The organism is Rhodoflexus sp., assembly GCF_053489755.1.
In genome coordinates this window covers 39,474-60,022 of record NZ_JBRCHD010000008.1, presented here as the reverse complement: position 1 = coordinate 60,022, position 20,549 = coordinate 39,474, and the positions used below count along the sequence as shown (strand labels likewise).

Annotated in this window: 20 protein-coding genes, 1 tRNA gene and 1 other RNA gene; 10 read left to right on the top strand and 12 right to left on the bottom strand. The window is 47.9% G+C overall.

Going from position 1 to position 20,549, the window contains the following annotated elements; genetic code table 11:
• Positions 1 to 190 precede the first annotated feature (190 nt).
• On the bottom strand, positions 191 to 2,668 hold the full coding sequence (locus tag ACWIP2_RS01205) for a TonB-dependent receptor domain-containing protein (protein WP_448518063.1): 2,478 nt from the start codon (positions 2,666 to 2,668) through the stop codon (positions 191 to 193).
• A 164-nt stretch (positions 2,669 to 2,832) separates the two neighbouring features.
• Between ACWIP2_RS01205 and ACWIP2_RS01200 the strand changes: the two genes are divergently transcribed.
• The 7 genes from ACWIP2_RS01200 (at position 2,833) to smpB (ending at position 7,162) form a co-directional block, all read left to right on the top strand.
• The gene (locus tag ACWIP2_RS01200; RefSeq protein WP_448518062.1) at positions 2,833 to 3,189 is read left to right on the top strand and encodes a phage holin family protein; all 357 of its coding nucleotides are present in this window, start codon (positions 2,833 to 2,835) and stop codon (positions 3,187 to 3,189) included.
• Complete coding sequence (locus tag ACWIP2_RS01195; protein ID WP_448518061.1) at positions 3,170 to 3,565, top strand: hypothetical protein; 396 nt, start codon at positions 3,170 to 3,172, stop codon at positions 3,563 to 3,565. The genes ACWIP2_RS01200 and ACWIP2_RS01195 overlap by 20 nt, the downstream gene beginning before the upstream one ends.
• Positions 3,566 to 3,871: 306 nt before the next feature.
• A complete protein-coding gene (locus ACWIP2_RS01190; RefSeq protein WP_448518060.1) occupies positions 3,872 to 4,588 on the top strand; it encodes a GNAT family N-acetyltransferase in 717 nt (238 codons plus the stop codon).
• Positions 4,589 to 4,594: 6 nt separating this feature from the next.
• Positions 4,595 to 5,788, top strand: a complete 1,194-nt coding sequence (argG, locus tag ACWIP2_RS01185) for an argininosuccinate synthase (protein ID WP_448518059.1) — start codon at positions 4,595 to 4,597, stop codon at positions 5,786 to 5,788.
• Complete coding sequence (xseB, locus tag ACWIP2_RS01180) at positions 5,775 to 5,975, top strand: exodeoxyribonuclease VII small subunit (protein ID WP_448518058.1); 201 nt, start codon at positions 5,775 to 5,777, stop codon at positions 5,973 to 5,975. Before argG ends, xseB begins: the two co-directional genes overlap by 14 nt.
• Positions 5,968 to 6,678, top strand: a complete 711-nt coding sequence (locus ACWIP2_RS01175) for a 2-phosphosulfolactate phosphatase (RefSeq protein WP_448518057.1) — start codon at positions 5,968 to 5,970, stop codon at positions 6,676 to 6,678. The genes xseB and ACWIP2_RS01175 overlap by 8 nt, the downstream gene beginning before the upstream one ends.
• A gap of 25 nt (positions 6,679 to 6,703) precedes the next feature.
• The gene (smpB, locus tag ACWIP2_RS01170; RefSeq protein WP_448518056.1) at positions 6,704 to 7,162 is read left to right on the top strand and encodes an SsrA-binding protein SmpB; all 459 of its coding nucleotides are present in this window, start codon (positions 6,704 to 6,706) and stop codon (positions 7,160 to 7,162) included.
• Here smpB and ACWIP2_RS01165 read toward each other — a convergent pair.
• From ACWIP2_RS01165 to ACWIP2_RS01155, 3 genes are all read right to left on the bottom strand, one after another.
• A complete protein-coding gene (locus ACWIP2_RS01165) occupies positions 7,159 to 8,355 on the bottom strand; it encodes a LysM peptidoglycan-binding domain-containing protein (protein WP_448518055.1) in 1,197 nt (398 codons plus the stop codon). The genes smpB and ACWIP2_RS01165 overlap by 4 nt on opposite strands.
• A 91-nt stretch (positions 8,356 to 8,446) precedes the next feature.
• Positions 8,447 to 9,361 (bottom strand): DNA/RNA non-specific endonuclease, encoded by a 915-nt coding sequence (locus tag ACWIP2_RS01160; RefSeq protein WP_448518054.1) that lies wholly within the window; start codon positions 9,359 to 9,361, stop codon positions 8,447 to 8,449.
• A gap of 79 nt (positions 9,362 to 9,440) precedes the next feature.
• Positions 9,441 to 9,511 (bottom strand) — tRNA-Cys (locus tag ACWIP2_RS01155).
• 50 nt (positions 9,512 to 9,561) lie between these two features.
• Here ACWIP2_RS01155 and ACWIP2_RS01150 point away from each other — a divergent pair.
• Positions 9,562 to 10,206, top strand: a complete 645-nt coding sequence (locus ACWIP2_RS01150; RefSeq protein ID WP_448518053.1) for a protein-L-isoaspartate(D-aspartate) O-methyltransferase — start codon at positions 9,562 to 9,564, stop codon at positions 10,204 to 10,206.
• A gap of 53 nt (positions 10,207 to 10,259) precedes the next feature.
• Here the strand turns inward: ACWIP2_RS01150 and ACWIP2_RS01145 are convergent, their stop codons facing one another.
• On the bottom strand, positions 10,260 to 10,433 hold the full coding sequence (locus tag ACWIP2_RS01145; protein WP_448518052.1) for a hypothetical protein: 174 nt from the start codon (positions 10,431 to 10,433) through the stop codon (positions 10,260 to 10,262).
• A 12-nt stretch (positions 10,434 to 10,445) separates the two neighbouring features.
• Positions 10,446 to 11,630 carry a phosphoglycerate kinase gene (locus ACWIP2_RS01140; RefSeq protein ID WP_448518051.1) on the bottom strand — a complete coding sequence of 395 codons (1,185 nt, stop codon included), beginning with the start codon at positions 11,628 to 11,630 and terminating at the stop codon, positions 10,446 to 10,448.
• An 82-nt stretch (positions 11,631 to 11,712) separates the two neighbouring features.
• Between ACWIP2_RS01140 and ACWIP2_RS01135 the strand changes: the two genes are divergently transcribed.
• Both ACWIP2_RS01135 and ACWIP2_RS01130 read left to right on the top strand, forming a co-directional pair.
• Entirely contained in the window at positions 11,713 to 12,978 is a 1,266-nt protein-coding gene (locus ACWIP2_RS01135) for a DUF819 family protein (RefSeq protein WP_448518050.1), read from the top strand.
• A gap of 4 nt (positions 12,979 to 12,982) precedes the next feature.
• A complete protein-coding gene (locus ACWIP2_RS01130) occupies positions 12,983 to 14,521 on the top strand; it encodes a M20/M25/M40 family metallo-hydrolase (RefSeq protein ID WP_448518049.1) in 1,539 nt (512 codons plus the stop codon).
• Position 14,522: 1 nt separating this feature from the next.
• Here ACWIP2_RS01130 and priA read toward each other — a convergent pair whose 3' ends face one another.
• The 6 genes from priA to ACWIP2_RS01100 all read right to left on the bottom strand — a co-directional run bounded on the left by priA (position 14,523) and on the right by ACWIP2_RS01100 (position 20,533).
• Positions 14,523 to 17,012: a replication restart helicase PriA gene (gene priA, locus ACWIP2_RS01125; protein ID WP_448518048.1), complete on the bottom strand. Its 2,490-nt coding sequence runs from the start codon at positions 17,010 to 17,012 to the stop codon at positions 14,523 to 14,525.
• A gap of 57 nt (positions 17,013 to 17,069) precedes the next feature.
• Positions 17,070 to 17,375: a ribosome hibernation-promoting factor, HPF/YfiA family gene (gene hpf, locus ACWIP2_RS01120; protein WP_448518047.1), complete on the bottom strand. Its 306-nt coding sequence runs from the start codon at positions 17,373 to 17,375 to the stop codon at positions 17,070 to 17,072.
• An 89-nt stretch (positions 17,376 to 17,464) separates the two neighbouring features.
• Positions 17,465 to 18,385, bottom strand: a complete 921-nt coding sequence (locus ACWIP2_RS01115) for a tyrosine-type recombinase/integrase (protein WP_448518046.1) — start codon at positions 18,383 to 18,385, stop codon at positions 17,465 to 17,467.
• Positions 18,358 to 19,002, bottom strand: a complete 645-nt coding sequence (locus tag ACWIP2_RS01110) for a hypothetical protein (protein WP_448518045.1) — start codon at positions 19,000 to 19,002, stop codon at positions 18,358 to 18,360. Before ACWIP2_RS01110 ends, ACWIP2_RS01115 begins: the two co-directional genes overlap by 28 nt.
• A 78-nt stretch (positions 19,003 to 19,080) precedes the next feature.
• An RNA gene (gene rnpB / locus ACWIP2_RS01105) (RNase P RNA component class A) lies at positions 19,081 to 19,477 on the bottom strand.
• An 18-nt stretch (positions 19,478 to 19,495) separates the two neighbouring features.
• A complete protein-coding gene (locus tag ACWIP2_RS01100; protein WP_448518044.1) occupies positions 19,496 to 20,533 on the bottom strand; it encodes an FAD:protein FMN transferase in 1,038 nt (345 codons plus the stop codon).
• Positions 20,534 to 20,549: the final 16 nt, after the last annotated feature.

The window sequence follows — 20,549 nt, the reverse complement described above, 5'->3', positions numbered from 1 at the left end:
AATCCCGCCAGAGTACTTCTCTGGCATCTCTGCGTGGACGACCAGTTCCTGCATAAGGTTGCTCAAAGACAACCGATACGCGCTCCCACTGCATATCTGTTAAATCCATAGATAATCAAATAAAGCTCACTTCTATAACATCAATACGCAAAATTGAGTTTTGAGATAGCTTCTAGTGAAGCGGATAGTATTAGAATCTTGCGCCAACCGAGAAATACCAGTTGCGACCTTCGCCCGGCATAATGCCTGGGCCCGGATAGCCGCCCGCGCGGCGGGTAAAGTAGCGCTCGTCGGTCAGGTTATTTACGCCTGCGCGTACGTTGTAGCGCTGTAAAAAGCGCCAAGTAGCCGACAAGTCCATCACGCGATAAGCAGGAATGATACCTGTTACGGCAGTGGCGGGAGCGATGCGCGTATTGTTTGCATCAGAGAAAGCCTCGCCAACAGCGCTTACTTGCCAAGTGGCAGAAAAGCCCTTGTTAGTATAAGTTGCGCCAAGGCGGTGGATGTACGACGGTGCATTTTCAACTTTATTACCCTTCAAGTTGGTTTCTACAGGCGCATCATTAACAATGCTCACCACGCGCAGGTCGGTATATTCGGCGTTAATCCATGAAAGCGAAGCAAAGAAATTGATGTAGCCGAGTTTAGAGCGGTCGGTAATGGCGGCAATCGGGGCAAACTCTATGTAGCTTTCTATGCCTGTTGAGCGGCTGCCACCTACGTTGGTGCGCAGTTGGAAACGGCTGCCATCGGGGCGAACTTGATTCAATGTGCCAATGCGATTATCGTATTGCAAATAAAACGCGCTTACATCGTAAGTCAGAATATTTTTATAGCTGCCGCGAATACCCAAATCGGCATTGAAACCTGAAGCGTCGCGCAAATTTTCATCAATTACATCTGTAGTGGCTGGCGGCGTAATGTCGGAGAACAACACCGGACGATATGCCTGTGAGATATTGGCATAAATGTTTGCTGCTGTTGAGAGGCTGTATTCCGTTCCGATACCAGCCAGCACAAAGTTGCGCTGTGTTTCCTGACGCGGCATCATAATGGCTGAACCATTGGCGGCGCGTGAGAACTGACCTTCGCCTGTGTTTTGCACCATTTCGTAGCGAATACCCGGCGTAACTGTCCAGCTTTTGGTCAGACGGAACATATTTTCCACATAAAACGAAGCATTATTAGTCAAAAACTCCAGATTGCGCGGGAAGTTAGCTTCATGTAAGTTCAGGTTAAAATCGCTGCCTGTGTCGCCTCTGCCGTTCTGTTTGCGGCGCGTGAAGCCTGTGTAGTAGCGCACACCTGCGGCAATCGTGCTTTCCTGATTGAGGAACTGATAGCTGATAAGGTTGCGCCATTCTGCGCCGAAGTTGCGGTATTGGTCGCGGTCTATTTGGCGCGGGTTGAAAGCGCCCAACTGCGTGTTCAGCGTATCGCGGATGTTGATGGCGCGTACATAGCCGATGCTGTTGCGCTCGCCCACCAGTCCGAATACTTTCAGGCTGGATGTCCACTTCTCGGTAGCTTTAAAGTCAACGGTCAGCGTAGGTACTGTCCAAGGTGTGCTGAACCAGTTGCGGGCGCGGCTGCTTTGGCGGGCATCTTGTGCAAACTGCGTGTCGGTCAAACCGCCCGGCTGTTGGTTTTTGTAGAACAAGCGCGAAATTTCAAAACCTATGTTAAGTTTTTCGGTAACGGCATAATTCAGATTCAGGTGCAGATTCGTGATACTATAGGCGCTGTTTTCGCGCCAACCGTCTGCCTGACGGTGGTGTACGTAGCCGTAGTAATTCAGTTTCCCAACTGTTCCGCCAACGGCATTGAAGGTGCTGAACATGCCAAAACTACCTATGCTTTGTTGTGTTTCCACAGAAATTTTGCGGTTGGCATCGCCGCGTTTCAGTACATAATTGAGCAAGCCGCCAAACTGCGGGCCGTATTGGAGCGAAGATGCGCCGCGCACAATCTGAATGCGTTCCACAGCCTCCATCGGCGGGTTGTAGTAAGCCTCAGGATAGCCAAAAATATCAGAACTGATGTCGTAGCCGTTTTGGCGCACGTTAAATTCCCATGAGCGGTTCGGGCTGAGACCGCGCGAAGCTACACCCACCTGCACACCTGAGCCGTCATTTTCCCAGATGCTGATGCCTGGCACTTTGGCAAAAACCTGACGGGTGTTGTTGGTGATCAGGTTGGCATCCAGCCTGTCCATGCGCACAACTTCGGTTTTTTTGCCTGCAAAGATGGAAGTTCCTTCCACATCAGGTAGTTTTTCAGCAGGGCGCACGCCACGCGCTCCGGCAATGACAATTTCACCTAATTGGATAATCAGTTCTTCAGCAACTAACTTGATATCTGTTATTTCTTTTGGTTTCACGCTGATGCGCTGCTCGGCAATTTTCAGGTGAACGGCGCTTGCCGAGAGTGTATAATCGCCTGCAGGCACACCTGTAATTTCAAAGCTGCCATCCTCGGCGGTTACCGTTCCGCGAAGCGTGCCTTTGAGCAAGATGCTTACTCCGCCTGCCGGTTTGCCGCTGGCATCAGTAATAACGCCTCTGATAATGCCCTTATCCGGCGAATCGTTGTCAGAAGGCAATGCAAAAAGAACAGATGCGCACATCAAAAGCGATAGGCACAGGAAGTTTGTAAATAAGCGCATACAACTTGATTTTATTTAGACTGATTTTAAATAGTGAGCAAAAGTATCTTTCGACTTTTTTATTTCCAAATTGTGTGGTGTGTTTTTTTCACCAATACTCTATTGACGATTGCCGCCGGAAAGTCCTGCTTCCCTGCTATATTTGTACACAGAAACCGCAAATCATGTTTGATAGCATTGTCAAATATCTGGAAATCAATATAGAACTTGTCAAGCTGGACATCAAGGAGATCATAGCCAAGCTGATCGTAGATATCATCAAGTTAGCTGTCGTGGGTTTTCTACTGAGCATGGGCTTAGTATTTCTCAGCATTGCTCTGGGGCTTTGGCTGGGCGAATTGACAGGCAGTAGCATTACAGGTACAGCTATTGTCGGCAGCCTATATGTTTTGGCGGCTATTATTTTTGTAGCTGTCCGCAAAAAACTCCGCCTGCTGTTTGAAAAGGCAGTGGCAAAATATATACCTGATAATCAAAAACTTATCAACGAATTAAACGAGCATGAAAAAGCTGAATATTGATGAGCAGCGCGAATTACTGATGCGTCGGAAGGAGGAGGCGCAAGCAGAAGTCAGCAATACACTTCAAACAGCAGCCTTTGCAGCAGGTGCGATTTTGCTGGGCTTTCTGGTTGTGAAGGTAATAGATGAACTGACAGATAAAAAAACAGCGCCCGTAGCACCGCCCTCTGCGGATTATCAACCGCCTGTTTATCAGCCGCAACCGCCCGCACAGGAAAGCGGCTTTTCGGTCATTAATTTTTTAAAGGAGCAGTTGGCGTTTTTTCTGGTCAGCCTCGCCAAAGACAAAATGCACGAACTGATAGACTTCGCGCTGGATGCTTTGCGTAGTCAAAAAGCAGGACAACCGCCTCAACAACACGAGGAAAGCACATAAAAAGTCAGGCAATTGTAATTATCATAATAATACATTTACTTTGCCGTGTACATGCAAATAAATACGCCACATATTACCCTTTCTCATTTCATGCTCGTAGCAGTAGATGCTACTCATTTGCGAATTCTTCCTATCCGTAGGCCCTGAAAGGGGCGCGTGTATTTTTGCTGCATCCGTTGCGGCATTTCTCCAAGTTTTTAGTGTGTTTGTGTAAAATGTGTCCGTAGTAAATAGCTTCGGAATAAAGTTAAACGCATCAATTATTTTACCTGATTTTCTTATCTTCTTTCAACATTTCAAACAAAAATGGAAATCGTCGTTCAAGTTGCCGGAGAACAGCACTTGGAATATGCACAGGAAATCTGCCATCAGATTGAAGAGTCTGCCAAAGCCCGCGGCACGGGTATCGCCAAACGCGACCCTGAGTACATCAAACAAAAAATACGCGAAGGGAAAGCCATCATCGCGCTTACGGACACAGGCTTATTTGCAGGATTTTGCTACATCGAAACATGGAGTCACGGCAACTATGTCGCTAACTCGGGTTTGATCGTTAGTCCTCAATTTCGCCAGCACGGGCTTGCCAAGAAAATCAAAGAGCATGCATTTAACCTGTCGCGCGAGAAATATCCCGATGCCAAAATATTTGGCTTAACAACCAGCTTGCCTGTCATGAAAATCAACTCTGAATTGGGCTATAAGCCGGTTACTTTTTCCGAGTTGACAACAGACGAGTCGTTTTGGAAGGGCTGCCAGAGTTGTGTCAATTACGACATCCTGACGCGTACCAATCGCAAACACTGTCTCTGTACGGGGATGCTGTACGACCCTAAATGGGATCAGGATAAGAAGAAAATTGACACACCTGAAGTTAAAAAATCTTTCAAGCTCAAAGAGAAAATCTATGAGCGCTGGCTCAGATTCAAGGCTTTTATTCTACTTAAAGACAAAGAAAAGAACAAGAAAAACAATAGCGACAGCGAAGCGAAAAAATCATCAGAGACCCAACCTGTCAACGCCTGACTTACGATGAAAGAAAAAGTAGTTTTAGCATTCAGCGGAGGTTTGGACACCTCCTTTTGTGCCAAATATCTGAGCAATGAAAAAGGGCTGGAGGTTCATGCAGCCATTGTAGATACGGGTGGCTTCAGCCCTGATGATATGCAGCGCATCGAAGCCCGCGCACACGAACTTGGCGTAGCAAGTTTTGTATGCCTCAATGAGGTAAAAAACTTTTACCAAAACTGCATCCGCTACATGATTTACGGCAACGTGCTGCGCAACAATACCTACCCACTTTCTGTAAGTGCAGAGCGCGTATTTCAGGCCTTGTCTATCGTAAATTATGCCAAAAAAATTGGCGCAAAATATGTTGCACATGGCAGTACCGGTGCGGGCAACGATCAGGTGCGCTTCGATCTGGTATTTCAGATCGCCGCACCCCAAATCGGTATTATTACGCCTATCCGCGACCTGCGTCTTTCCCGCGAAGAAGAAATTGAATACCTCAAAAAACACGGCGTAGAAGGCAACTGGGAAAAAGCACAATACTCCATCAATCAGGGTATTTGGGGAACAAGCGTAGGCGGTAAAGAAACTCTGACATCGCATCTTGCGCTGCCCGAAGCAGCCTATCCAAGCCAGCTACAAGAAACTGAACCTCAGAAGATTACGCTCAAATTTGAAAAAGGCGAACCCGTAGCGCTCGACGGCGAGGCATACGGCGACAGCGTAGGCGTAATTCAGGCGCTCAACCAACTGGGCAGCCGCTATGCCATCGGTCGGGACATCCACATCGGCGATACGATCATCGGTATCAAAGGACGCGTAGGCTTTGAAGCGCCTGCCGCGCTGATGATTATTAAAGCGCATCACGCCTTAGAAAAACACACGCTTACCAAGTGGCAAGCCTACTGGAAAGAGCAACTAAGCAACTGGTATGGTATGATGCTACACGAAGGGCAATATTTAGAGCCACTTATGCGCAACATTGAAACCTTCCTGCAAGACACGCAGCACAACGTCAGCGGCGAAGTATATCTCAGGCTGATGCCTTATCGCTTCGAAGTACAAGGGATCAGCTCGCCACACGACCTGATGGCATCTAAATTCGGTCAATATGGCGAAATGAACAACGCTTGGACAGGTGATGACGTAAAAGGATTTACAAAGATTATCGGCAACCAAATGAAAATTTATTTTCAGGTAAATGGCAAAAGTTGAAGAACTGACCTACGAAAAAGCGCTGGAAGAATTAGAGACGATTTACAATGCCTTAGAAAACGACGAAGTAAGCATTGACAGCCTCTCTGCAAAAGTAGAACGCGCCTATGAGTTGCTCCGCTTTTGTAAAGAGCGCCTTCGGGCTACCGAAGTGCAATTAGAACAACTGATGAAAGATAATGAATAAACCTACTATCGAAATCTGCCTTTCGCCTGAACTGTTGCACTTGTATGCACTTGCCGGTAAAATTGTAGTTGTGACAGACATTCTGCGGGCAACGTCTTGCATAGTAGCCGGGTTGGCCACAGGAATTGCAAGCATTACGCCCGTAGCCTCGTTGGAAGAGGGCAGAGCCTTGATGGCACAGGGCTACATTGGTGCAGGCGAGCGCGAGGGCAAGCAGGTGGAAGGTTTTCACATGGGCAATTCGCCGTTTAGCTACATGGAGCCGCACTTGCAAGGCAAAAAAGTAGTAACTACAACCACCAATGGCACACAGGCAATTCAAAAGTCGCGAGAGGCAGCGCAGATTGTCATTGGGGCTTTCCTGAATATTTCCGCTGTAGCTGCTTACCTGAAAGATCAAAACCGCGATGTAGTCGTTGTTTGTGCAGGCTGGAAAGGCAAGGTTAATCTGGAAGATACGCTTTTTGCCGGTGCGCTGGCGCGTCAGTTAGAAGGCTTTTTCCGTTGGGAAGACGATGCTGTCCTTGCCGCAAGCGAGTTGTATGCCAATATGCAGATGGATTTACACGCACACATCAGCCGTTCCTCTCACTATCGGCGACTCGTCAAACTGGGCATTAAAGAAGATATTCGTTTTTGTCTGGAATCTGATCGGTTCGGCGTAGTGCCTATATTGGTGGATAATGAGATCGTGCTTAGGTAAGCATCAGATAACTTTAAACAACAACATGGCCAAGCAAAAAGATAGATACGTAAAAAATCTTAGCGTTCGTAATAAACGGGCTGCTTTCGAGTACTTTTTTCTTGACAAATATACTGCTGGCGTAGTGCTGCGCGGCACAGAAATAAAAGCCCTGCGGCTGGGCAAATTCAACATGGAAGATGCCTATTGTCTGTTTAACGAACAGGGCGAGTTGGTTATTCGCAACCTGCACATTCCTGAATATGAGTTAGGCAATATTCATAACCATCAGCCTAAAGCCGACCGAAAGTTGCTGCTCACCAAACGCGAGTTAAAAAAATTAAAAAACGGTTTAAAAGATGTCGGCTTAACTATCGTGCCTACACATATTTTTATCAACGACAGAGGCTTGTTGAAAATAGAAATTGCGCTTGCCAAAGGTAAAAAACTTTATGACAAGCGCGAAGCTATTAAGGAACGAGATCTGAAGCGAGCGTTAGACTAAGACGTCTTCGTTAGCCCCAGCCCACTATTGAGCATTTTCTGTGTGCGATCTCTTACACGCGCATCTGTTGCCTGTGCAACGATTGTTTGCAATACACGGCGTTCGTCTACCGAAGCCAGTTGCTGTGGTGTACGGATGCCGTCCATAGCAGCAATTTGTTCGAGTGCTTGCCTGAAAAATCCTGCAGTGCGCACAATCCATTGATTAACTGTCAGATCAATCATCGTGGCGATGCCTGCCTCCGAACGGATGATTGTTGCCAACTGAATACCGCTGAATAATTGTCCACCAAGTACCAGATCGGTTCTCATACCCAACGCAGGCGATACATATCCCTGCGCTGCACTTTCTATCTGTGCCAAAATAACGCTTGGGTGAAAACCGGCTGCAATAAAGGCTGTTGTGAGTTGCTTATTTGACTTGATATACAAACAGGCTTCATCGCCGCTGAGCATGCGTCCTTCTTCGGGCGATGCACAGGTAATAATCGGGCGAGGAGTAGCATGTCGCACATCAATACCAAACCTGCCAAACATCTGTTGGAAGACCTGCGGTTGTCTGTTTTTGACAATCATCAACATAGCACCCAGCCCGCCGCTGGCAGCTCCTGCAAACTGGATAAATCCGTAGGAGAAAATAGCGCGGTCGTAGCTATTGATGGCATCAAAATTACCTTCGTTTTCCGATACTACTTTGAGTGCACGCGCCAAAGGCAAAGACAGCCCGACCTGCGTAAAAGCCTCTACAGGCGTATTGCGCGGGCTTGACTTGCCTACGTACATGATGCCGTCGGCGTAGATGCGATGCGAACTGTTGATATTGTCGCGAAAAGTTGCTGTATCAGTTCCGCCTGTGGGCAGCGGATAGGTAACGCGGTACTGGTTAAAACCTGCCTGCGGGATAACCTGTACCTGAAAAATATTACGTGCAGCAGCAATACCCTGCATATTAAGACCACCGCCCGAAACAGTACTTACAGGGGGTTGGAAGAAGCCTGTATTAGCAGCAGGCTGCGATACGGGCGGCACAGGAGTAGTGGTACTTGTACCGGCAGGCGGTGCTACCCTAAGCTGTTGTCCTACGGCAAGTGCATCGCTTCGCAGTGAGTTCCACATGCGGATACTATCCACACCAACACCATAGCGACGGGCAATGCCCCAAAGTGTATCACCTGCTTGAACGGTATGTATCATAAGACGATCAGTTGAGATAGGAATGTGTAAATAAAAAGGCGGCTTTTGTTTAAACCGCCTGAAATTAGAAAGAAACGAGGTCAAAACAAAATTAACGGGTCGGGCCGTTGTCAATTTTGGTCTCAATGGCATCTTGCAACGAACGAGGCATCCCGGCGAAGAAGTCCAATCCGGTTGCTCGCTCAATATCTCTGACGCTTACGCGATAATCGCCCCATGGCTTGTCTGTTACGTTTTGTGTATTAGGCGTATCAATAGCAATAATGCGCGTGTTGGCGTTTATTCGTGTAATATCGTTGGTTCCAACAGGCAGGATAACTACAATTTTCCACAGCCTTGCAGGAACAACGATCTGCCCGTTGGCAATGGTTGTCGCTACACCATTGCTGCCGGTGCCTCCTCTGCCGTAAACTCCTGAGTAGATGTACATTTCATTGCCATTGTCAGCCAGTCTGCGGCAGTATTCCTCAAGCAATCGCCAAGTTTCCTGATTATTGCGGGGGGCTTGCGGTACAATGTTGGTCATCAAGAAAGTAGCCGAGTTGTCCGCGATACTGCCGTCGCGGTCATCAGAAGGGCACATGTGTCCGCGATCGAACCCTGAACCTGTGTAGTCGTTAGTAGTTGCACGAAACCATGAAGCAGGCAGTGCGCTGTCAAATCGGAAGTTGTTCTGTCGCTTTGCATCGCCGCGCCATGCTTTGCTCAAATGCCATGCTACCCAGTTGGCTGTGCCGCGTGAGCGATTGTACGAAAGTGCAAATTGCGGATGCTCGATCAGGTAATTGTCATAGTTGCGCTCGTCTTTAGTAGCGTTGCTGGGGTTGCCCAGTGCCAAGTGCGGATCGCGGGTAGGCTGCGAAGCGTCTGTAGTATTGTCAGGCAGTGGCTGCGTAGTACCAGTTGGAGGGGTCGGCTTAGACGAGGTAATTTCTACATCTTTGCATTTGCCTAAAACGACAAAAAAGGCGACAATAACGATGGCAATGAGACTTCTAGTTTGCATGATTTACATTCATTTTCATGCAAAGCTAAGAAAATTGGGGCGAAAGGATCAATTACTTTTTACTTTTGTGATAAAAATGAGGTCACGAGCGGATTTGAACCGCTGTAAAAGGTTTTGCAGACCTCTGCCTAGCCACTCGGCCACGTGACCTTTCTGTTCAGGTGGCACAAAGGTATAACAACAATTATTATCAAACAAGTATGCAGGATACTTTCAAACATATTGGCTTGAGAATGGCGCTCTTAGATCAGTTGCGCAGCAAGGGTATTCGCGATGAGCGCGTATTGGCGGCTATCGGTGCGGTTCCTCGCCACTTTTTTCTGGACAGCGCTTTTGAGTATCATGCCTATCAAGACAAAGCCTTTGCCATTGGCGAGGGGCAAACGATTTCCCAGCCCTATACTGTAGCTTTCCAAACGCAACTTTTACAAATTCAACCCGGAGAGAAAGTGTTGGAAGTAGGTACGGGTTCGGGGTATCAGGCTGCAGTTTTGTGCCACTTGGGCGCTAAAGTTTACAGCATCGAATGTAAGCGCAAACTTTTTCTGAAAGCTAAAAAAGTTTTGACACACCTGCACATGCAACCAATGCTTCTTTTTGGTGATGGAAGCGTTGGGATACCTTCGCAAGCGCCTTTTCAGGGCATTCTTGTAACGGCAGCTGCACCGGCAGTTCCACAGGCATTGATAGATCAACTCGCAGAGGGCGGGAGGTTGGTAATCCCTGTAGGAAATCTGGAGCAGCAACAAATGTTGCGCATTACAAAAAAAGACGGTAAGCCGCAAACAGAAACTTTTGACATCTTTGCTTTTGTGCCGCTGAAGGGAAAGTTTGGCTGGCAGTAATAAAAATTAGCGTCTGCAGTGAGTGTTTGCCGCACCACTGTAGACGCTACTACTTATTTATTCGCCTGCTTATTTAATACATAGCTGGCAACAAGCGCAGCCGATGCTACGCCCAAATAGATCAATCCCTCCATAGACACGCCCGCGCTCAGGCTATACAAGGCGCTAACCATTACAAGAATGCCTGCAATAAAAGCGAGCATAGCGAAGAATTTTTTATTCATCATAAGCGAGCCAATTTAATCAAGCGCCTTTACGCCCGGCAGTATTTTTCCTTCCATCAGTTCCAGCAATGCGCCGCCACCTGTGGAAACGTAGGAAACATCGTTACCATAGCCTAATTGATTAATGGCTGCTGCTGAATCGCCACCGCCGATGAGCGAATATGCGCCATTTTTCGTAGCCGCTACGACCGCTTCGGCAATTTCTACTGTTCCGCGTGCAAAGTTACTGAACTCGAAAACGCCCATAGGCCCGTTCCAGAGGATGGTTTTTGAGTTGCGAATTACTTCGGCGTATGCTGCGCGGGCCTTAGGTCCGATGTCTAAACCCATCCAGCCGGGCGCAATTTCCATGCTGTTGACCAAATGCTCGGTCGCGTCGTTGCTGAAGGAATCGCCTACGACACTATCCTCAGGTAGCAGCAGTTTTACTCCCTTTTCTTTGGCTTTTTTTACAAGATCAAGCGCCAAATGCAGTTTATCTTCTTCGCAAAGCGAATTGCCGATTTCACCACCGGCTGCTTTGAAAAAAGTATAAGCCATTGCACCGCCAATGAGCAAATTGTCAACTTTATTTAACAGTTGTTCGATAATCAAAATCTTATCCGAAATTTTGGCTCCGCCCATGATAGCCGTAAAGGGTCGTTCGGCTTTATTCATTACCTTTTCAGCATTTTCCAACTCTGCCTGCATGAGGTAGCCACAGATTTTATCGTTGAAAAACTGCGCTACTATCGTAGTAGAGGCATGTGCGCGGTGTGCCGTTCCGAAGGCATCATTGACATAAACATCTCCCAATTTGGAAAGTTTCTCGGCGAAGTTCAGGTCGCCTTTTTCCTCTTCCTTATGAAAGCGGAGGTTTTCCAACAGCAACACCTCACCGCTACGCAAATTGGCGGCCTTGCTGATAGCCTGCTGGCCGATACAGTCATCGGCAAAGTGTACGGGTGCTTCGAGTAATTCACTTAGCCTACCTACAAGATGTTTGAGCGAGTACCTTTCTTCCGGACCGCCTTTGGGTCTGCCCAAGTGCGACATTAGGATGGCGCTGCCCCAGTCGCTGAGTATTTTCTTGATCGTAGGAACAGCCGCTCTGATGCGGGTATCGTCAGTGATCTGAAAATCGTCATCTAAGGGTACGTTGAAGTCGACGCGTACAAGCGCTTTTCTACCCGAAAAGGAGAACTCATTAAGATACCTCATAAAAAGTTAGGTTTAGTTTTTTTTCGTTTTGACTTCGTAAACTTAGCCAATTTATTGTTTTTTGCAGCAAATAACTGAAAAGATGGAGACACCTTTGGTTACGAATGATGCCGTTGTGTTGGGTTTGCTGTTCGCGGTACTGGCTTTTGTTTTCTATACGTCGGGGCTGAAAAATTCCTTTTGGACAAAGTTTTACGGGATTGTGCCGAGCCTGTTGTTATGCTACTTCATCCCCTCACTTTTCAATACATTTGGCATTATTTCGGGCGAATCCTCGAATTTATATAAAGTTACTTCGCGCTATTTTTTACCGGCAGCGCTTATTTTATTGACAGTTAGCATGGATTTTCCTGCGATTAGGCGATTAGGATCAAAATCATTGATTGTTTTTGTAGCAGGAACTGTCGGTATTATAGTTGGCGGGCCAATTGCATTGTTGTTCGTAGCAACTATAGACCCAAGTATTCTACAATCTTCAGGATCGGATGAGACTTGGCGCGGCATGGCCACTATCGCCGGCAGTTGGATCGGGGGAAGTGCCAACCAGACAGCTATGAAGGAGATTTTTGCAGCAAGCGACAAACTTTTTTCTACTATGATTGCCGTTGATGTAATTGTGGCAAATATCTGGACAGCATTTTTACTATATGGCGCAGCGCGTTCGTCTAAGGTAGATGCCTTGCTCAAAGCTGATGCCTCGATGATAGAGGACACCAAAAACAGCATTGAAGCCTATCGGGCCAGCATTATGCGAATACCCGCGCTCCGCGATACAATGATGCTGCTTGCCGTTGGATTTGGCGGTACGGCGCTCGCACATGCCTTTGCAGATTGGATCGTTCCGATTTTGGCTACACAAAAAAAATTTTTCGACAGCATCTATTTGGGTTCTGTTATTTCTACCTTCTTCTGGATTGTGCTTGTGGCAACTACGATAGGTTTGCTGCTGTCTTTCTGGCAGCCTGCCCGCCAGTTGGAAGGAGCAGGGGCTTCGCGCCTTGGCAGTGCTTTTGTGTATTTGCTAGTTACAACAATCGGTATGCAGATGGACGTACTTGCCATTTTTGACAACCCGATTCTGTTTCTTGGTGGGGTGATCTGGATGCTGAGCCATGTCGGCGTTACGCTGCTGGTGGCTTGGTTAATCAAAGCTCCGTTCTTCTTTGTAGCCGTCGGTAGCCAGGCCAACGTGGGCGGTGCAGCTTCTGCGCCTATTGTTGCGTCTGCCTTTCACCCTGCCCTTGCCCCTGTTGGGGTGCTGCTGTCGGTGCTGGGCTATGCCTTAGGAACATATGGCGGCTGGCTGTGTGGAATTAGTATGCAAATTGTGTTCGATTGGATGAAATAATTGTATGAAAATGAAAATAAAATATTCGATTTCTGTCTTTTTTGTCCTTTTTGCTTTGCAGGCAGACGCACAAAAAAATAACCATGCGAAGATACAGCAATGGCGAAAAGCCAATGAGCACCGCATTCTGAAGGGCTTTATGGACTTTGCAGCGATACCCTGCGTAACGGCAGATAGTGCAGACATTCGCCGTAATGCTGATTTTCTCTTACGGGAAATGCAATCGCTTGGACTTGAAAATATACAACTCATGGAAAGCGGGAAGCCGGGCGGACGACCTGCAGTTTTTGGTGAAATCCGCGTACCTAAAGCCAAAGAAACTGTTGCTTTTTATGCGCATTACGACGGACAGCCTGTCAATCCTGCACAATGGGCAGCAGGATTAGCGCCTTTCCGTCCTCAATTGATGACGGCGCGGCTGGAAAACGGCGGTACTCCTGTAGATTTACCTGCTCAAAATCAGCTTATTAATCCTGACTGGAGGCTGTATGGCAGAGCCACTTCAGACGATAAAATGGGAGTCTGGGCGATTTTGTATGCCTATCGCGCCATGAAAGAACAAGGGATTACCCCTTCGGTTAATTTGAAATTCTTCTTTGAGGGCGAAGAGGAAGTCGGCTCGCCATTTTTGGGCGATATATTTGAAAAGTACAAAAATACGCTTAAAGCGGATCTCTGGATCATTGCCGATGGGCCGCTGCACCAGTCTGGGCTTAAGCAGATAGTTTTTGGAGTGCGCGGCGATGTGAACATGGAACTGACCGTCTATGGCCCCAAGCGCCCGCTGCACAGTGGGCATTACGGCAATTGGGTGCATAATCCTGCCATGCTATTGTCGAAATTATTATCGAGTATGAAAGATGACGAGGGCAAAATATTAGTACAGGGATTTTATGAGGACGTGATTCCACTGACAGCCTCCGAAAAAGCTGCGATCGCGCAGGCCCCGCCTGTAGATGCTGACCTGAAAAAAGAACTGGGGCTACACACTACCGAAATGAACGGCGCAACGCTGGCAGAGCAGATCAATCTCCCCTCGCTGAATATCAATGGGATACAGAGTGCAAACGTCGGTGCAATGGCAGCCAACGTGATCCCGGCAACAGCAACAGCGACGCTCGACTTGCGGTTAGTTTTGGGCAATGACTATGAGCGGCAAACGCAGAAAGTCGTCCGACACATTCGCGAACAAGGTTACTTTGTTACTGAGCGCGAACCTACGGATGAGGAGCGCCTGACACATCCGAAAATCTGCAAAGTACAGATCAAAAAAGGCTATAATGCACAGCGCACACCGATGGATCTGCCGATCGCGCAGCGCGTAGTGGCTGCCGTGAAGCAAACCACTGCGCAGCAAGTCATATTGACACCTTCGCTGGGGGGTAGTTTGCCGCTCTATCTATTCGAGAAGCACTTGGGAGCGCCAACAATTACAGTGCCTACCGCCAACTATGACAATAACCAACATGCTGAAAATGAGAATCTTCGCATAGGTAATTTGTGGGATGCGATAGAAACGATGGCGGCGCTGATGGGTATGTAATTTACATCGGATCTACATTGACAACTACTTTCAGTGTTTTGAAAGCCTTGTCTTTGGTGATGTTTTCGGTGGCTGCAGCAATTTGTGCTTTAGCGGCTTTAAGCGAGATGCCCTGCCGCTCGATTTTGACAAGCACCGTGCGCAGAAACTGATTGCGAATTCTTTCTACAGGCGGGGCTTGTGGGCCAAGTACACGGCCGATCCCTAAGGTTTTGCGCAAATCTATGGCGATATTTTGTGCAGCTTTTTCCGTTTCTTCGACGGCTTCGCCTTTGACAGTAATCTCTATTACCCGCGTGAAGGGCGGGTATTGGTACATCTGCCTTTGCGGGAGTTCACTTTTGTAGAAATGCTCAAAATCGTGTGCAGCTACTTGCTCCAACACGGGGTGGTAGGGGTTAGAGGTTTGTATAATCACGATGCCCTCGGCAGCTTTTCTGCCCGCTCGCCCTGCTACTTGCGTCAAGATCTGAAAAACGCGCTCGTGCGCCCTGAAATCGGGGTAGTGCAAAGCGCGATCTATATCAAAAACGACAACAAGCGCCACATGGTCAAAGTCCAGCCCTTTGGTGACCATTTGCGTACCTACCAATATGTCAATTTTTCGTGCAGAAAAATCTTCGATAATGTTTTGCAGCCCGTATTTGCCGCGCGTAGTGTCCAGATCCATCCGCTGCACCACTGCCTCAGGGAACAGCGATTTGATCGTGTCTTCTATTTTTTCTGTACCGTAGCCAACTGTTTTGATGTCGTGCGAACCACACTGCCGACAGCTTTGCGGAGGGGTTTCCCGGTAGCCGCAATAATGGCAGCGCAACTCGTTGCTGTACAGGTGGAAAGTGAGGCTGACAGCGCAGTTTTGGCAATGCGGCACCCAGTTGCAGGTCTGGCACGATAGATAAGGAGCATAACCGCGCCTGTTTTGAAACAGAATGACTTGTTTCTTTGCCTCCAATGTAGCCTGAATAGCGGCTAAGGTAGCAGGTGCGAATTCACCGATCATGCGCTTGGCTTTGCTTTCGTGCTTGGTATTAACAAATTGAATAGCAGGCAGTTTTGCATCGTTAAATCGCTGCATCATGCGCACATAGCCGTAGCGCTTCTCGGCGGCATGGTAGAAACTCTCCAACGAGGGAGTAGCTGTTCCGAGCAGCACTTTTGCGCCGTGCATTTGTGCCAGCATGATCGCCGAGTCGCGGGCATGGTAGCGCGGTGCAGGGTCGTACTGTTTGTAGGAGCTGTCGTGTTCCTCGTCGGCAATGATCAGTCCTAAGTTGCTGAAGGGCAGAAATATAGCCGATCTGACTCCAAGAATTACATCAAATCGTCCGTGCAGGACTCCCTGCCATACTTCTACCCGTTCGTTATCCGAAAAGCGGGAGTGATAAACGCCCAGCCGATTCCCGAAAACGCGGCGCAAGCGAATTACTATTTGGGTGGTCAGAGCAATTTCAGGCAGCAATAGCAGTACTTGATTTCCTGATTGCAACATGCTGTTAATCAGGTGTATATAAATCTCTGTTTTGCCTGAACCCGTAACCCCATGCAAGAGAACAACCTGCTTCTCCTCCCAGCTTGCAATAATTTTTTGCATGGCTTCTTGCTGGCTGTCAGTAAGTTGTGGCAAAGGCAGATTATCGTTGGGCAATTCTTCTAATCTGGAGATAATTACTTCAAACTCTTCCAGCACCTCATTTTTGAGCAGGGTCTTGTAGGCACTTTCCGACTGATCGGCGGTTAGCAGGCTACTTTTAGGTATGCCGTTCATTTGGCGGTCAGGTGTTGCCTGCAAAGGCACCAGCGACAAGTATTTCAGCAAAAGCGACTCCTGCTTAGGTCTGTTTGTCAGGCTGTCGAGCAGCGCTTTCAGTGTGCTTTCGTCTGCATGTTGCCATTGGCTGTGTAGGCGTACTTTTTTCAGGGTTTTGGGCTTGTATCGTTCTTTGAGTTCCTCGAAAATGAGAATACATTCTTTTTGCAGCAGCGATTTTAGCAAACTGTAAATCTGCTTGCTGCCCGATATTTTGACAGCTTCTTCATAGCTAAGCGACTCATTTTGGCGGAGTGCGTCTATCAGCAGCAGTTCTGTTGCACTGAAGTCATCGGGATTGATATGCGCTGCGTCGAAAGCAGGATTGAACTGAATCCGCGACTCGCTGCTGAGTTTTAGCCCGGCCGGTAAGCCTACGTTCATCACCTCGCCCCATGAGCAGAGGTAGTAATCAGCTACCCATTCCCAGAATTTTAGCTGTATAGGAACTGTAATTTGTTGATTATCTATCAGTTCCAAAATCATCTTGGTCTGATAGTCTTTGGGAGGAGTTTCGTGTATGCGAACGACGATGCCCGTCAGGATGCGCTTTTGCCCAAACTGAACGACTGCTCTCATGCCTTCGGCGATGAGTTCGTTCATAGCAAGCGGAACGCGGTAGGTAAAGGTGCTTTTAAGAGGCAGCGGAAGGAGAATATCTGCAAAAAAAGTCTGACGCATTGATGAATTTGAGAGTTAAGGGTTGGAAACGACAGCGCTCCCAACCCCAACGCTAAATTATGACTTTGCGGTCAGTTTCTCCTTGAATTTCTTTAGCTGTGCTTTCAAGGATTCAACTGCTTCGTCCATAGCGGCTTCAAAGGAAGTGTTCTGCTCCTTAGCAAAAATAGTAGTGCCGGGGAGAAACAGCTTTACTTCCACTACTTTGTTCTCTCTGCTGTGTTCGCCTTTTTCCAGACGCAGATAGACTTCGCCACTGGTGATGCGCTCAAAAAAAGTATCGAGCTTGTTGGCTTTTTTCTGAATAAAATCCAACAGCTTGATGTCAGCATCGAAATGGATGGAATGGATCTGCAGTTTCATAATATACAAATGTTTAAGTGGAAAATAAAAATAAAACCCTTTTGGTGAGCGGGCTAATATCGTCTGATACGCTCAATGTTAACGTAATGTTACGAACGAGGGTGAGCGTCGTCAAAAACCTTTCGGAGTTTCTCGATGGAGGTGTGTGTATAAACCTGTGTAGCGGCAAGGCTGGCATGGCCTAACAATTCTTTGACAGCGTTCAGGTCTGCACCCCCATCGAGCAGATGGGTGGCGTAGCTATGGCGCAATACGTGCGGGCTGCGGCGTTCGATGGTTGTAATCATGTCCAAATGCTTTCTCACAGTTCTATAAATCAGCATGGGGTAGGCTTCTTCGCCTTTGTCCGTACAAATGAGCGGGCTGTCGGGTGCTTCCCCAAATAACTGCAATTTAAGTTGGATATAATTTTCCAATAAACCAAATATTTGTGTGAGTATTGGTACAAGTCGCTGTTTGCTGCCCTTACCCCAGACGCTGATCTGGCGCTTATGAAAGTTTATATCGCTGATTTTCAGATTGATAAGCTCAGATTGACGGATGCCGCTGGTGTAGAGCAGGCAAAGAATGACTTGCTCTCGTGCGGTGTTGAAATCATCAGCCGGGAGTTCTGTCAGTGCGCGCCATAGTTGCTCGGCATCTGCCTGTGGGAGAAAGGGGGTAATTTTTTTACCGGCTTTCAGCGTCTTGATCTTTTTTACCGGCGAAGCGTCTATGAGTTGGGCCTGCATGGCAAAACGATAGAAACTGCGCAAAGTGGATAGTTTGCGATTGATACTGCGGGCAGTAATTTTTTCATCGTCCAGCAAAGAGATTACCCAAGCGCGGATGTCGTGATAGTCTGCTTGGGTAATATCCTGCTGCTCTCCTTCCGAAAGTTCGACCAAAAATTCTTCAAACTGCTGTAAATCAGATAGATAAGCAGTTTGCGTATGGATGCTGTAGCGCCTTTGCAGCGCAATAAAATTGATAAATCGCTGTATTATTGGCGAGGTGAGTTTAGTTTCCATTGGAAACCTGTTTGGCTCCAAGTTAGTGAAAATTCCTTTTTGTCGCCTTTTTGAGTTTCAAAATTTCCTGTGTAAACCGTATCTACGGCAGTTTTGTCAAGGTTGAAAAGTGTGAGCGTATCTGCAAAACCGTAGATGTCGCGCTCGATCTGCCGCTTGGTCAGGAATCGGAGGGTTTCCACATCATGGGCAGGTCGCCAGCCGAATTGTTCGTGTGCGTATAACTGAATTTTTTCACCGGTTTTGAACAGCGCCTCGCCTTGAAACTCGTTTGGTACAATTCCATTTTCAGCCGGTTTGAGCATAACTCCTATACATGGGATTCGCAACTCTTTGCTCAGGCGGCGGAGCATCACAGAGTTGAGGGTTTCTTTCAGCGCTACAGTATCGTCCGTCATCATCACCATTGCCTGAATCGGCATTCCGTTTTCCATGACCGCATCAGCAAAATAGAGATTTTTTTGCTGCTCTTTGGTGAGTTTCAGATCTGTAACAGTACTGCCCCCCATGAGGGCGAGTTTCTTGCGCACTTGGCGGTCAATTTCTACTTCTTTGCCTTGTGAATTGCAGGCGGTAAAAAAAGCAATTATTGATGAAAGTAGAAGCAGTTGTTTCATGACTTTTTTAGCGGCAAAATTAGTCGTAAAAAATACAAACCCGACGGGTATTGCGCCTGTCGGGTTGAAATAAAATATCTTGAAAGCAAGCCTGTAAGCCGGGTTCTGTCGAGTCTTATCATTTATCTGGGACTGCCGTCGCCGACAGCCTCTAACGACCTACCCGCCGGAACAGCGCCGAAGCGCTACGAACGAGCAGCCCGCGCAGCCAAAGCCGCATTCCGGCCTATTTGGTCTTTCAACCCGTAAGGTTTGCCATGCGACAGACGTTACCGCCTGCCCGGTAGGCTCTTACCCTGCCTTTTCACCCTTACCCGCGGGCTACGCGTAGCCTGCGGGCGGTTTGTTTTCTGTGGCACTTGCTGTGAACAAGGGCTTTGGCCCTTGCCCCCCACCCGTTAGGTGGTACGGCGCTCTGTGTTGCCCGGACTTTCCTCAACTACCTTGCGGCAGCCGCGATAAGACAGCCTGCTTTCTGCTGTAAAGATAGCATTTATTCTACGATAAACTTTTGCAGCGCAGGAGAGACATAGGTTTGCAACTGCTCGCCTTCGGCAAATACGAGTAAAACGGGCATCCCGCGGGCTTCGGCGTAGGCTTTGGCTTTTTCTGTTCCCATCACCATAAATGCGGTCGCCATTGCATCGGCAGTCATGCAGTCTTTGGCTAAAACCGTAGCGCTGAGCAGGTTGTGCTGCACTGGACGGCCGCTGACGGGATCAATGGTGTGGGCATAGCGCTGTCCGTCTTTGACGTAAAATTTTCTGTAGTTGCCGCTGGTCGCCAGTGCAAGATTTTCTACGCGAATTTTTGCCTGAATCGGGTTGCCGCCCTTTTCTTCGTATTGCGGGTTATCAATTCCGATGAGCCATGTTTCGCCGCGCTGGTTTTTGCCTTTGCAGACAATTTCGCCACCGACTTCTACCATGTAGTTGTTGATCCCGCGCTGTTCGAGCATCTGAGCGATCAGATCGGCGCCATAGCCGGGCGCAATAGCGTTAAATTCTATGGTAACGCCTTTTTTGGTTTTTTTGATGGTGTTACCCGTAACGACAATACTCTCAAAATCAACAAATTGCTTTATCGAATCTATGTTAGGCTCTCGTTCGGGGAGGCCTTGTTTGGCGCCAAAGCCCCAAGCCTGCACGAGCGGAAAAACTGTCGGATTGAATGCGCCTTCGGTTTCGCGGTAGATCTCGCGGCTGCGCTCCAACACAGGGATGAAATAGGGCAGTTTGGGCGTAATAGAATCTTCGCGGTTGAAGCGGCTGATTTCCGAGTCGGGAATGTAGGTGGACAGCGCCAGATTAAATACCTCCAGCAATGAATCTATAGAAGCCTTGTGATTGGCGCGCTGCTCGTCCAAATAACTGATATTGTAAGTAGAACCCATCGCAGGGCCGCTGATTCTGACCAGCGGACTGGTTGCTGCAGCCTCTTGCGCAGTATTTTTGCGGTAAAAATAAACAGCAGCCATCAGTGCAAGCAGCAGCAGGGTGTAAGCGATGTTTTTGCGTTGTAGTGGGGTCATGAGTCAATAATGAAAA